Origin of the sequence: Streptomyces mutabilis (assembly GCF_046628145.1) — a bacterium.
Lineage (GTDB): Bacteria > Actinomycetota > Actinomycetes > Streptomycetales > Streptomycetaceae > Streptomyces > Streptomyces mutabilis.
Window position 1 is genome coordinate 4746642 of sequence record NZ_CP176874.1, and the last position, 11779, is coordinate 4758420.

Sequence of the window (11779 nt, forward strand, 5' to 3'; positions counted from 1 at the left end):
ATCGGCCGGGAAGCTGTCGTCCCGGCCTCACCGACGGTAACTTCCGACGCGTGGGGCACCCGGCACTACGGTGCCCGACGCGTAGGGCACCTCCGGTGCCGGACTCGCTCGTCGAAGGACAGAGACACATGCACGGGACGCCCGGGGCCACCCCGCCCCCGCCGCTGCCCACCGACAGACTGCGGTTCGCGATGCCGCCGATGCACGACTCGGTCGAGGACGAGCGCCGGCACCGCAAGGAACGGCTCGCGGGCGCGCTGCGGCTCTTCGGCCGGTACGGGTTCGAGGACGGGGTCTCCGGGCACATCACGGCCCGCGATCCCGAGTACAGCGACTGCTTCTGGGTCAACCCGTTCGGCATGCCGTTCGGGCACGTCACGGTGAGCGACCTGGTGCTGGCCAACTCCGACGGCCAGGTGGTGGAGGGCCGCTACCACGTGAACCAGGCCGCCTTCACCGTCCACGCCCAGGTGCACGCCGCCCGGCCGGACGTCGTCGCGGTGGCCCACTGCCACTCGGTGCACGGGCGCGCCCTCTCGGCCCTCGGCGACCTGCTGGACCCCATCACGCAGGAGAGCTGCGCCTTCTACGAGGACCACGCCCTGTACGACACCTACTCCGGCGTCACGGTCGACGCTGAGGAAGGGCGGCGCATCGCCGGGGTGCTCGGTTCGGGAAAGGCACTGGTGCTGCGCAACCACGGGCTGCTCACCGTCGGTGACTCGGTGGACGCCGCGGCCTGGTGGTTCCTGTCACTGGAGCGGTCCTGCCAGGTGCAGCTGACGGCGAGGGCGGCGGGCCGGCCGGTGCTGATCGAACACCGGCAGGCGGTGGCCACCCGCGAGCAGCTCGGCGGCGATCTGGTGGCGTGGATCAACTACCAGCCGCTGTGGCGGGAGATCAGCCGGGGCGAGCCGGATCTCTTCGACTGAGGGCGGGTGCCCGCAGGCGGTTGGGGGGCGTGCCTGTAGTCGGTTCGTGGTCGGTTCCTGTAACCGGTTCGGGGCCGGTTCCTGCAGTCGGTTCGTGGCCGGTCCCCGCGATGGGTTCGTGGCCGGTTCCCGCAGTCGGTTCGTGGCCGGTTCCCGCAGGCGGTTCGCGGCCGGTCCCGGGGCCGGGTCAACATGGCGGTCCGCGTGTCACCCGCGTTGGGCAGAGGGGGTGGGGGTGCCGGGCGCGCAGGGTGCGTTGTGCGGCACAATTCGCTGTCGTCCCATGGGACTTGGGGTGGCCGGCGCGGGTGGCGCGGTGGGCGCCCCGTGCAGGTGTCGTTGCTGGGTTCACCGCGGTTCGCGCGGGTTGTCACAGGGGTCGGGGAAGGCGGGCGTCGGGCGTGGCGGTGCAGGAGGCGAGACACGGGAGCGGCTCGGGCAAGGGCGCGTACGAGGCGGTCCACGGGGGTGGCTGCACCTGCGGGGACTGTCCGCACGGCGCCCGTGAGGGGCACCGCCGGGCGGTCGCCGCGTTCCTGTCGCGACGCGACGAGTTCGCCGCCGGTCAAGGGCTGCCGGCCGCGGTGGCCCACTCGGCCTCCGCCTCCCGGCAGTGGGTCTCCGAGGAGCTGACCCAGTCCGCGGAAGTCGTCGCCGAACGCGGTCGCGCCGAGGGCGAGGCGTGGCTCGCGGGCCTCGGCCGTCGTACGGCGGCCACCGTGTGGGCCGGCGTCGTACTGCTGCTCCTCGTGCAGTCGCTCACCGTCATCGGCACCGGCTGGACGGCGGCGCGCACCGCGGGCCTCGCGGCGGCGCTGGTCGTGGCCGGCGCGCTGACGGCGGCCTCGTGGTTCCACCGGGCGCGGGGCGGGGCGCTGGCCCCGGTGATCGGTGAGGACAACCGCCTGTCCACGTCCCGGGCCGTGGCGGCGGCCTGGGTGCTGTTCGTCGCGTACGCGGTCCTCGTCCTGGCCGGACAGCTGGCGGTGGCCTCGGGGCCCGCCCGGCGGGACGCGCTGGTCTCCGGGCTCGAACTCACCCGCGGGGCCGGTGCCGTGACGGTGCTCGCGGTGGTGTGCGGGATCGCCGTGCTGGTGCGCCGGGTGGTCGGCCTGCGGGTACTGGCGCAGCGGCTGCAGAAGGTGCGGGCGGACCGGCCACGCGCATCCGACCTGCTGACGGACGACGCCGGGCGCGGCACCTTCGCCGACATCCAGTACGTCGTGATCAGCGCGGTCGCGCTGGTCTTCGCGGCGGTACGGCTGGCCCGGCGCCCGGACCAGCTGCCCGACCTGCCGTGGGGACTGGCGGTCGTCGTGCTGGTGTCGGCGGCGACCTACGTGGCCGGCAAGTACGCGGAGGGCGGGCGTCCCGTGATCCTCTCCGTGGTCCGGGCCCGCGAGGCGGGCGACCTGGACGCGCCGATCCGCACCGGCGACGACATCGAGATCCGTGGCGCCGGTTTCGTACCACCGGGCGCCCAGCGTGCGGACCGCCTCTCCCGGATGGTCGTCCGCATCGGCGCGGTCAACGTCCACGTCCCCCTGGTGCCGGTGACCGGCGGCTTCAGCAACCCCGCGGACGACCTGCTGACGGTCCCGGTACCGGCGGACGTCGAACCGGGCCGGGTGGACGTCCAGGTGGTCACGAGCGCGGGAGTGGAGACCAACCGGTACGCGATCGACGTGACGGACTGACCAGGCCGGCCCCCCGCCGAACCCGTGCGCCCACCGGCGTCGTCCGCCGGCTCCTACCGGTACCCACCCGTCCCGCGGTGCCGCCTGGAGCGCAGTGCCGCATCCAGCGACAGCAACGGGGCGCCCGCCAGGACGAGGGGGATCCAGGCCATGAGGTAGGCAAGGTCGTTTCCGTAGTAGTACGGGTCGGAGGCCCAACTGACGGTCAGCCAGAGGCTGAGCGAGATCAGGGCGCCGCCGAGCGCGGCGAGACGGGTCAGCAGCCCGAGCAGCGTGCCGATGCCGACGGCCAGCTCGCCCAGGGCGATCGCGTAACCGAAGCCGGAGGGGCTCTTCAGGGCCAGGTCGACGAGGGAGGGGATGGCCGAGGAGTCGCGGACCGCCCGCATCATGTCGCCGACGGAACCGGCGCCCGAGTCCTTCATGAAGGCGCTGTCGGTGAGCTTGTCGAGGCCGGCGTAGATGAACGTGACGCCCAGAAAGATCCGCAGAGGAACGAGGGCGTAGCGGGTGGCGTGGTCCCGCCAGCCTCCGCCGCCGCCCGGGTGTGAGGTGTACGCATCCGTCCGCATACCGTGAGTCATCACTGCCAGCCGCCTCTCGCCCGCGCGTGCCGAGACCCCCTCATCAGTCCATACGTACGACGCGGAAGCCCCGCTCAATCCTCCTTCGGCCGGTTTCTTCCTGTCGGTTTCGACAGCTGCCGTCCCGGCGGCCCGCCCACGCGCGTCGCCTCCCCGGCGCCGGTGGAGTCGGCCGGGCGGGGCGCCTTGCCGGGGCCGGGGTGACGCCGGGACGGTGGTCGTCAGCCGGGCAGGTCCGCCCGCGGTTCGTCCGCCTTCGCGCGGAGCGTCCCCCGGCGCCGGTGCGCGGACCGGGCCACGACGCCGACCGCTCCGGCGAGGCAGAGGCCGCCCATGACGACGGGGATCACCACGAACCACGGAGTCTCCCAGGCACCGCCCGCGTCACCGGCGTAGATGACGCCCGCAAGGGTCAGGAAGAGGCCGGCGACCAGGCGCCCGGGCTGGAACCTATGACGCAGCACGGGTCACCTCCGCCTGGCCGACGCCGACCTGGAGGTCGAGGTCGAGAGTGCCCGCGTCCTTGCCGCCCGTCGCGGGGGGCAGGGTGACCTCCTTGTGCTTGCCCGGTGCCACGTCCACGTCCTTCTTGTCGTCGCCGGGCAACTGGATGTCGCCCACGCCCACCTCGATGCTCAGCCGCACGGTCACGTCCTGCGGCACCACGACCTGTATTCGGCCCATCCCCACGTCGGCCCGGGTGGTCACCGTCTGCCCCTCTTCCAGATCCAGCCGGGACAGATCCAGGGTGCCGCTGCCGGCCCCGATGTCGTACTGCTGGCGAACGGCGGTCGCCGTCGTGGGCTCCCAGGTCTTGCGGACCCAGTCGGTGCCGACGTCCTTGGGCAGGGCGGCGGAGCCGGCCAGCAGGCCGGCCGTGACGACCGCAAGGAAGACGGAACCGGCTCCCGTGCGCCCCAGGAAGGAGCTGATCGCGATGCCGATGCCGAAGACGGCGAGGGCACAGGCCAGGCCGGTCTGCAGGCTGGTGCCGAGCGGGTGCTCGTCCCACGTCAGGCGGGTGCCGAAGAAGCCCGCCAGCAGGGCGAGGGTGAAGACCGAGCCGCCGATGCCGCGCGGGCCGCGTGGCTGCGGGGGCCGCGGGCGCCGGTCGCCCACGGGGGCGCGGTCGCCCGGGACACCGCGGCCGATGTTGACGGCCGCCGCGATGTCACGGTCCTCGGAGTCCGGCGGGCCCCACAGATATCCGGTCCCGCCGACGTGGGTGCCGTCCTTGACTATGGGCTCGCGCCACCAGGAGGGCCAGGTGTACATGATCGGCGGTGCTTGAGCCTCGGGTGGGGCGTCGGCGACGGCCTGGGTGGCCAGGGGGTCGGGGTCGGGCGTGCGCCGGTGCCGTGACCAGTACCCGGCACCCGCGAGGACGAGGGAGAGCACCACGGCGAAGGTCAGCACTCCGCCGTTGTTCAGCATGGTCAGGAAGACCCCGCAGCCGACCAGGGCGAACAGCACGGCCGCCAGCGCCTGGCCGTCGACGCGGCCGGTCAGCAGCTTGCGCAGCTCGTTCTCGTCCTCGTCGTCGTACGGGACGAAGAGCCAGGCGAAGCCGTAGAAGATGAGGCCGATGCCGCCGGTCGCGGAGAGCACCGCGAGGGTGATCCGGAAGATCACCGGGTCCATGTCGCACTGACGCCCGAGGCCGGCGCACACGCCGCCGAACGTCTTGTGCTCCCGGTCGCGCCGGAACTTGTGGGGCGGCCCGGGGACATCGCCGCCGGCGGCCTCCGCGTCGGACATGACACCCGTGGCGGCACCGGCGCCCGCGCCGGCGGTGGTGTCCGTGCCGGTGGTGGCGCCCGGGCCTGCCGCGGCACCCGTGGCATCCGCGGCGGGCGCGGCACCTTGCGGCCCGGCGCCCCGCGGAGGGCGCGGGCCGGGGCCGGGTCCCGGACCCGTCGCGGCGTGCTCGTGATCTGTCATGAGTCCATGGTGACGGGCGCGACGCCGTGGCGGCAGTCGGTTCGACCCTGGTCGGACCCTGATATCGGCCCTGACCCGGTGCCGGGGGAGCGTTCGAGGACACGCCGGCCCGAAGATCAGGGGAGTCTAGGGGACCGACCCTGATGCTCCGGCTCCCTGGGCCGTGTGACCATCGATGTCATGCCGGAAGCCGCAGCAGCGCCACTCGTCGAACCGCGGCCGCCGCGCAAGCTCTACCGCAGCAGCGACGGACGCTGGCTGGGCGGGGTGGCGCGGGGGCTCGCCGGGCATCTCGGGCTGCCCGTCATCTGGGTGCGCTTCGCCTTCGTCGGTTTGTTCATGGCCGACGGGCTCGGTGCGCTGCTGTACGCGGCCTTCTGGTTCTTCGTGCCCTTGGGCGTCGGCGGCGTCGACTCCCAGAAGCCGCCGTCCCTCGTCACCTCCGAGACCTCGCCGGACGGCCGCCGCAGACTCGTCGCCCGCAAGCCGGACAAGGGCCAGATCGTGGCCCTGCTTCTCATGGTCGTCGTGGCCCTTGTCTTCGTGGGCAACGTGGACCTCGGCGGCGGTGCGAAGGCCTATCTCTGGCCGACCGTGCTCGTCGGCGCCGGCGTCGCCCTCGTCTGGCGGCAGGCGGACAACGCCCGCCGGGCCCGCTGGGCCGAGGTGGGGCGCCACCGGCGGACCGTCACCCTGCTGCGTTCCGTGGCCGGCGTCCTGCTGGTGACGGCGGGCGTCACCGGCATCTTCGTCCTCCAGGGGTCCGCCGCCCACCTCGGCTCCGTGCTCCAGGCCGCGCTCGCCGTCCTCGTCGGCATAACGCTCCTCGCCGGTCCGTACCTGGTCCGCATGACCCAGGACCTCTCCGAGGAGCGGCTGATGCGCATCCGCGCGCAGGAGCGGGCCGAGGTCGCCGCCCACGTCCACGACTCGGTGCTGCACACCCTGACCCTGATCCAGCGCAACGCCGAGAACGCCGGGGAGGTGCGCCGCCTGGCCCGCGCCCAGGAGCGCGACCTGCGCGCCTGGCTCTACAAGCCGGAGGGCAACGGCAAGGACGAGGACGACGAGCCCACCACCCTCGCCGAGGCGGTCAAGCGCAATGCGGCGGAGGTGGAGGACAAGCACGGCGTCCCCATCGAGGTGGTGGTCGTCGGCGACTGCCCGCTCGACGAGAGGATCGCGGCACAGATGCAAGCCGGACGTGAGGCCATGGTGAACGCGGCCAAGTACGGTGGCGAGGGCGGCGCCGTTCAGGTCTACGCCGAAGTCGAGGGCAGGACGGTCTTCGTGTCCGTCCGGGACCGCGGCCCCGGCTTCGACCTCGACTCGATACCCGCCGACCGCATGGGTGTCAGAGAATCGATCATCGGCCGCATGGAGCGCAACGGCGGCACGGCGCGGCTGCGCGCGGTGCCGGACGGCGGCACGGAGGTCGAGCTGGAGATGGAGAGGGCGGAGAAGACGTCATGAGCGACCCGACCGAGGCGAACGGAACGGCGGGAGCGGGAGAGGCGACCGAGCCCGCACAGTCGGCGAACGCGGGCACGGGGGAGCGTCACGTGCGCGTGGTGCTCGTCGACGACCACCGCATGTTCCGCACCGGCGTCCAGGCCGAGATCGGTCAGACCGCGCAGACCGGTGTGGAGGTCGTCGGTGAGGCCGCCGACGTCGACCAGGCCGTCACCGTCATCACCGCCACCCGGCCCGAAGTGGTGCTCCTCGACGTCCACCTCCCCGGCGGCGGCGGCGTCGAAGTACTGCGCCGCTGCACCCCCTTGATGAGCGACACCGAGCAGCCCGTCCGCTTCCTCGCCCTCTCCGTCTCGGACGCGGCGGAGGACGTCATCGGCGTGATCCGCGGCGGCGCCCGGGGCTATGTGACCAAGACGATCACCGGCACGGACCTGGTCGACTCCATCTTCCGCGTCCAGGAGGGCGACGCCGTCTTCTCCCCGCGCCTGGCCGGGTTCGTCCTCGACGCGTTCGCCTCCACCGACGCCCCGCCGGTCGACGAGGACATGGACCGCCTCACCCAGCGCGAGCGTGAGGTGCTGCGCCTGATCGCCCGCGGCTACGCGTACAAGGAGATCGCCAAGCAGCTGTACATCTCGGTGAAGACGGTCGAGTCCCACGTCTCGGCGGTCCTGCGCAAGCTCCAGCTGTCCAACCGGCACGAGCTGACCCGATGGGCGACGGCACGACGGCTGGTCTGACCCCCCGCGGCCGCTCCGTCCCGTCCGGCGGGGACGTCGGCACCGTCGGCAGGGGCCTCACACCACCCGCGTAGCCCCCGCGAACGGCATCTGGTCCACGGGTGCCACGCGCACCGGTGCCGACGGGTTCGGGGCGTGGATCATCTTGCCGTCGCCGACGTAGATGCCGACGTGGCTGATGCCGGAGTAGAAGAAGACCAGGTCGCCGGGGAGCAGTTCCGAGCGGGCGACGCGGCGGCCGGCGTCGATCTGGGCGTAGGTCGTGCGGGGCAGGGAGACGCCCGCGGCGCGGTAGGCGGCCTGGGTGAGGCCCGAGCAGTCGAAGGCGTCGGGGCCGGTCGCGCCCCAGACGTAGGGGCTGCCGAGTTTCCGGTAGGCGTAGGTGACGGCCGCCGCCGCGCGGGAGTTGGGTGCCTGGGCCGAGGCGGAGAGGCCGTCCCGGGGGCCGGAGGAGGCGCGGGAGGCGCGGTCACCGGTGCCGTGGCCGAGGCGGGCGCGTTCCTCGGCGGTCAGGCGTGACAGCAGGCGGCGGGCCGCGTCCAGTTTGCCGGTGACGGTTTCGCGGTGACGTTTCAGCTCCGCCCGGCGCGACGTCAGCGAGGTCACCTCGACGCGTGCGGCGCCGCGCAGCTGCTCGATCTCCCGCAGGTCCGTGCGCGCCCGGCCCACGGCGGCCTGCTGCCGGCTGCCCGCCCGCTCGAGGAGGGCGGCGTCGTCGAGGTACCGGTCGGGGTCGGCGGAGAGCGCGAGCCGCAGGGCCGGGTCGAGGCCACCGCTGCGGTACTGCGCCGCCGCGACCGAACCCAGGGCCTCGCGCGTCGAGTTCAGCCGGCCCTGCTTGCGGGCCGCCTCGTCCCGCAGCTTCTCCAGGCGCCGTTCGGCGGCGTCCGCCTTCTCCTTCGCGCCGTTGTACTTCTCGGTGGCGACCTCCGCCTCCTGGTAGAGCTTGTCCACCTTCGCCTTGACCTGCGCCGGCGTCGGCTCCGGAGCGGCGTGGCCGGTGCCGCCGCCCAGGCCGGTCGCGGTGGCCGCCCCCGCGAGGGTGATGGTGGCCGCCGTACGGCCCCTCCCGCCACCCGTGATGCGCTGTCGCGGCCTGCGGTGCGCTCCCACCTGCGATCCACGTCCTTCCGTACGGCTCGGCTTGCCTGGGGGAGGACGCTAGGCGCGGCGGTAACGGCCCGGTGACGGCTTGTGCGGAACTGGCGATACCGGGCCGACGGGCGACCGTATGTGACCGTGATCCCGCCCCGCGGCCGTCGCCTTCACGCAGGGTGATGACCGAAGCGCCGGATCTGGGGCGGGAGGGAGCGGTGGGGTGCTATGGCACGCATCTGTGCGCCGGAGCGCCGTGCGAGGCGGTCGCGTCCGGGTGGGCCGGTGTCGGAGCGTGTCCGGGCCCCTGATTAGGCTCCGGCCTCATGGACGTACTCATCCACGTTTTCGTCGGTCTGCACATCATCGGCATCGCGTCGCTCCTGGGCGGCTTCCTGACCCAGATGAAGGCGATGGGCCAGGGCACGGCCCGTTTCGTTCCCGCGATGCTGCACGGTGCGCTGACGATGCTGGTCACCGGAGTGGCGCTGGTCGGCCTCAACCAGGCCCAGGACCACTCCGTCGACAACATCAAGATCGGCGTGAAGCTCGCCGTGCTGATCGTGATCCTCGGCCTCGTCTACGTGAAGCGTGACGACGAGAAGGTGGAGAAGCCGCTGTTCGGCCTGGTGGGCCTGCTGACCGTGGTGAACGTCTTCATCGCCGTGCTGTGGACCTGAGGGCCGCCGGGCCCGCGTCCGTGCCCGTTGACCGCATCCCGGCCCGGGCCTGGAAGACCGCCCCCGCCGCGACCGCCAGCCACGCGGCGACCGCGACCCACAGCAGCGCCTGACCGGGCGCGTCCAGCCACGGCAGGTCGACGGCGGCGGCGACGGACAGCGTCGCCGCCGCCGTCATGCCGAGCGGGAAGACGGTCGACCAGCGGCGTACGTCGTAACGGAACCGCGGCCACGCGATCTCGGCGGCGAGCAGGACGGCGTACCAGGCCAGGTCGAGGGCGAGCAGGAAGACGGTCACGTCGTGCAGCACGGCCTGGTCGTCCGCGTTCCACAGGTACATGCCCGTCCCGGCGGCGGCGAGCAGTTTGGCGCCGGCGAGGGCCGAGATGGCGAGCGCGCCGCCCGCCACCCAGTGGTCCCCGGAGCCGCGGGCCACCTGCCGGAGATCGAAGCGGAACAGCGCGATCAGGTAGAGCACGATGCCCAGCCAGAACGGCACCAGGGACGCGTGCGCCAGCCAGGGCGTCGAGGTCGCCGCGGCGAGCGTGGCGCCGAGCACGGCGAGCCCTTCCGTGGCCACGCAGCCCAGGAACACCGCCCCGGGCATCCGGCGCCCCCAGTGCTGTACGACCAGGAACAGCAGACCCGGCCACAGCAGCGCCGCCAGCGCCAGCAGCGCCGCCGCCACCGGTGCCCAGTCCAGCAGCGAGAAGCGGGTGCCGAGCACGGTCGTGGCGGCCACGGCGGTGAGGGCGCCCGGCGTCCCCGCCCGGGTCACCCACTGCGCGCGTTCGACCAGGAGCAGGTAGACGAAGTTCGCCGCCAGGGTCAGCCAGGCGGCGCAGGCCAGGACCAGGGCGATCCGGGACAGGACCTCGTGGCCGGTGAGGTGCAGGCCGACCGACAGGATGCCGGTCGCCATCACCGCGGCACCGGCCGCCGGCGGACGCTGCGCCCACCAGGCGCGCAGAGGGTAGGGGGAGGCGGGAGTGGTGCCGGATGACATGCACCCGATGCTAGAGAGCGTTGCGGGTCAGGCCGGGCGCACCACGCTGTGGATCGACCCCTCGCCGTCGTAGTAGATCGACTCCTCGCGGACGTACGCGCCCGGCTTCGGGGCGTGGATCATCATGCCGTTGCCGATGTAGAGGCCGACGTGGCTGAGGTCGTCGTAGAAGAAGACCAGGTCACCGGGTTGTGCCTGGGAGACGGGGACGGTCGTGCCGGCGTTCACCTGGTCGTAGGTGGTGCGCGGCAGGGTCACGTCCGCGGCCTTCCAGGCGGCCTGGGTCAGGCCCGAGCAGTCGTAGGAGCCGGGGCCCGTGGCGCCCCAGACGTACGGCTTGCCGATCTGGGCGCGGGCGAAGGCGAGCGCCTTCTCGGCCTTGGTGCCGTAGGAGGCGTCCGGTGCGGAGGGTTCCGTCGTACCGGTACCTCCGGAAGAGCCGCCGGACCCGGAGCCGGCTCCGCTCTCCCGCTGGGCTGCCTGCTCCCGTTCCTGCCGCTCCCGCTCCGCGGCCTGCTGCTTCGCCAGCTCGGCGGCCTTGCGGGCGGCCTCCTCCTGCTTCTTCCTCTCGATCGCCGCGAGCCGCGCCTTCTCCTCGGCGGTCAGCTCCGACAGCAGCTCGCGCGCGGTGGCGAGCTTCTTCTGGACGGTGGCCTTGGCCGTCTTCAGGTCGTTCTGCGACTCGGTGAGCGTCTCGAGGCTCTCCGTGGCCTCCCGGCGCTTCTTCATCGTCTCGGACTGCTGCGTGACGTAGTCGTCGACCGCGTCCTTCTGGCGGCCGGTGAGCCGGCTCATCAGCTGGTTCTGGTCGAAGTAGTCCTGCGGCGAGTCCGCGAGCAGGAAGGTCGCGGTCTGCGGGATCGCGGCGCCCGTGCGGTACTGGGCGGAGGCGAAGGACCCCAGCTCCTCGCGCGCCTCGTTGAGCTTCTGGGTGCGCTGGGCGACGTCGTCGAGAAGGTTGTTGACGCGCTTGCGCTGCTTGGCGGTCTTCTCCTTGGCCGCGTTGTACTTCTCGGTCGCCGAACCCGCCTGCCGGTAGAGGTCGTCGACCTTCTTCTCGACCTCTTCGAGGCTCGGTCTGCCGTCGTCCGACGGTGTGGCGTCCGCCGTCTGGGAGAGCAGGGCCACGGAGGTGAGGGCCGCCGTGGCGAGGGCGGGGGTCCGTATGCCTGCGACGCGCGTACCCGTGGAGCGCGGCTTGCGGTGCGACGCCAAGGAGGCGACTCCTTCCGAAGATCCGCCTACCGGGTTAGCTGTCGGGTTCGGGCGGGGTGGGTCTGGAAGGGTTGCCCTACGGCTCGACCGCCCCGTGGAGGGCGGTGTGTGCCGATTCACCCCAAGGTTCTCGGTTGGGTCCCCGGCTCCGGGTGCCGTGCGGGCACGCCGGACTCGGCGGAGGCCACGCGGCCCGGCGAGGTTCGCCGGAGGGGGTCGTGCGGCCTGCCCGCACCGTAGCCAACTCGTGTGGCGGCTGTGAAGGTTGGTGGGTGATATGCCCGATACATTTTCGTGACCTTCGGTGGGAGGGTCACTCCCGGTGTCGCGGGCCGTCGCGGGGCGTGTCCGATGGCGTGATCGAGGCCGATTTCCGGGGCGGGGACCGGTTGTCGGTGGGGCGCCCTAGACTC

Annotated in this window: 11 protein-coding genes and 1 riboswitch; of the genes, 5 read left to right on the forward strand and 6 right to left on the reverse strand. The window is 72.8% G+C overall.

Going from position 1 to position 11779, the window contains the following annotated elements:
- The first annotated feature begins 128 nt into the window (after positions 1 to 128).
- On the forward strand, positions 129 to 932 hold the full coding sequence (locus ACLIN4_RS21530; RefSeq protein WP_100045420.1) for a class II aldolase/adducin family protein: 804 nt from the start codon (positions 129 to 131) through the stop codon (positions 930 to 932).
- A 401-nt stretch (positions 933 to 1333) separates the two neighbouring features.
- Positions 1334 to 2629, forward strand: a complete 1296-nt coding sequence (locus ACLIN4_RS21535; RefSeq protein WP_411576123.1) for a hypothetical protein — start codon at positions 1334 to 1336, stop codon at positions 2627 to 2629.
- Positions 2630 to 2682: 53 nt separating this feature from the next.
- Here the strand turns inward: ACLIN4_RS21535 and ACLIN4_RS21540 are convergent, their stop codons facing one another.
- The 3 genes from ACLIN4_RS21540 to ACLIN4_RS21550 all read right to left on the reverse strand — a co-directional run bounded on the left by ACLIN4_RS21540 (position 2683) and on the right by ACLIN4_RS21550 (position 5154).
- Positions 2683 to 3213 carry a DoxX family membrane protein gene (locus tag ACLIN4_RS21540; protein WP_179342590.1) on the reverse strand — a complete coding sequence of 177 codons (531 nt, stop codon included), beginning with the start codon at positions 3211 to 3213 and terminating at the stop codon, positions 2683 to 2685.
- Positions 3214 to 3434: 221 nt separating this feature from the next.
- The gene (locus ACLIN4_RS21545; protein ID WP_100045423.1) at positions 3435 to 3677 is read right to left on the reverse strand and encodes a hypothetical protein; all 243 of its coding nucleotides are present in this window, start codon (positions 3675 to 3677) and stop codon (positions 3435 to 3437) included.
- Positions 3664 to 5154, reverse strand: coding sequence for a PspC domain-containing protein (locus ACLIN4_RS21550; RefSeq protein ID WP_381911856.1), 1491 nt, complete (start codon positions 5152 to 5154; stop codon positions 3664 to 3666). Before ACLIN4_RS21550 ends, ACLIN4_RS21545 begins: the two co-directional genes overlap by 14 nt.
- A 180-nt stretch (positions 5155 to 5334) precedes the next feature.
- On the opposite strand from ACLIN4_RS21550, the gene ACLIN4_RS21555 reads away from it, so the two are divergent.
- Positions 5335 to 6627 carry an ATP-binding protein gene (locus ACLIN4_RS21555; protein WP_100045447.1) on the forward strand — a complete coding sequence of 431 codons (1293 nt, stop codon included), beginning with the start codon at positions 5335 to 5337 and terminating at the stop codon, positions 6625 to 6627.
- Positions 6624 to 7370: a LuxR C-terminal-related transcriptional regulator gene (locus tag ACLIN4_RS21560; RefSeq protein ID WP_043380887.1), complete on the forward strand. Its 747-nt coding sequence runs from the start codon at positions 6624 to 6626 to the stop codon at positions 7368 to 7370. Before ACLIN4_RS21555 ends, ACLIN4_RS21560 begins: the two co-directional genes overlap by 4 nt.
- A gap of 57 nt (positions 7371 to 7427) precedes the next feature.
- Here the strand turns inward: ACLIN4_RS21560 and ACLIN4_RS21565 are convergent, their stop codons facing one another.
- Positions 7428 to 8483 (reverse strand): C40 family peptidase, encoded by a 1056-nt coding sequence (locus tag ACLIN4_RS21565; RefSeq protein WP_307652235.1) that lies wholly within the window; start codon positions 8481 to 8483, stop codon positions 7428 to 7430.
- Positions 8484 to 8791: 308 nt separating this feature from the next.
- On the opposite strand from ACLIN4_RS21565, the gene ACLIN4_RS21570 reads away from it, so the two are divergent.
- Complete coding sequence (locus tag ACLIN4_RS21570; RefSeq protein ID WP_107479573.1) at positions 8792 to 9145, forward strand: hypothetical protein; 354 nt, start codon at positions 8792 to 8794, stop codon at positions 9143 to 9145.
- Here the strand turns inward: ACLIN4_RS21570 and ACLIN4_RS21575 are convergent.
- Both ACLIN4_RS21575 and ACLIN4_RS21580 read right to left on the reverse strand, forming a co-directional pair.
- Entirely contained in the window at positions 9123 to 10151 is a 1029-nt protein-coding gene (locus ACLIN4_RS21575; RefSeq protein WP_289904652.1) for a tellurite resistance/C4-dicarboxylate transporter family protein, read from the reverse strand. The genes ACLIN4_RS21570 and ACLIN4_RS21575 overlap by 23 nt on opposite strands.
- Positions 10152 to 10178: 27 nt before the next feature.
- The gene (locus tag ACLIN4_RS21580) at positions 10179 to 11366 is read right to left on the reverse strand and encodes a C40 family peptidase (RefSeq protein ID WP_107479575.1); all 1188 of its coding nucleotides are present in this window, start codon (positions 11364 to 11366) and stop codon (positions 10179 to 10181) included.
- Positions 11367 to 11372: 6 nt separating this feature from the next.
- Positions 11373 to 11556: riboswitch (cyclic di-AMP (ydaO/yuaA leader) on the reverse strand.
- Positions 11557 to 11779: the final 223 nt, after the last annotated feature.

Coding starts and splice junctions, on each gene's coding strand:
- ACLIN4_RS21530 (WP_100045420.1), top strand. CDS start 129: ATGCACGGGACGCCCGGGGCCACCCCGCCCCCGCCGCTGCCCACCGAC.
- ACLIN4_RS21540 (WP_179342590.1), bottom strand. CDS start 3,213: ATGACTCACGGTATGCGGACGGATGCGTACACCTCACACCCGGGCGGC.
- ACLIN4_RS21550 (WP_381911856.1), bottom strand. CDS start 5,154: ATGACAGATCACGAGCACGCCGCGACGGGTCCGGGACCCGGCCCCGGC.
- ACLIN4_RS21555 (WP_100045447.1), top strand. CDS start 5,335: ATGCCGGAAGCCGCAGCAGCGCCACTCGTCGAACCGCGGCCGCCGCGC.
- ACLIN4_RS21560 (WP_043380887.1), top strand. CDS start 6,624: ATGAGCGACCCGACCGAGGCGAACGGAACGGCGGGAGCGGGAGAGGCG.
- ACLIN4_RS21570 (WP_107479573.1), top strand. CDS start 8,792: ATGGACGTACTCATCCACGTTTTCGTCGGTCTGCACATCATCGGCATC.
- ACLIN4_RS21575 (WP_289904652.1), bottom strand. CDS start 10,151: ATGTCATCCGGCACCACTCCCGCCTCCCCCTACCCTCTGCGCGCCTGG.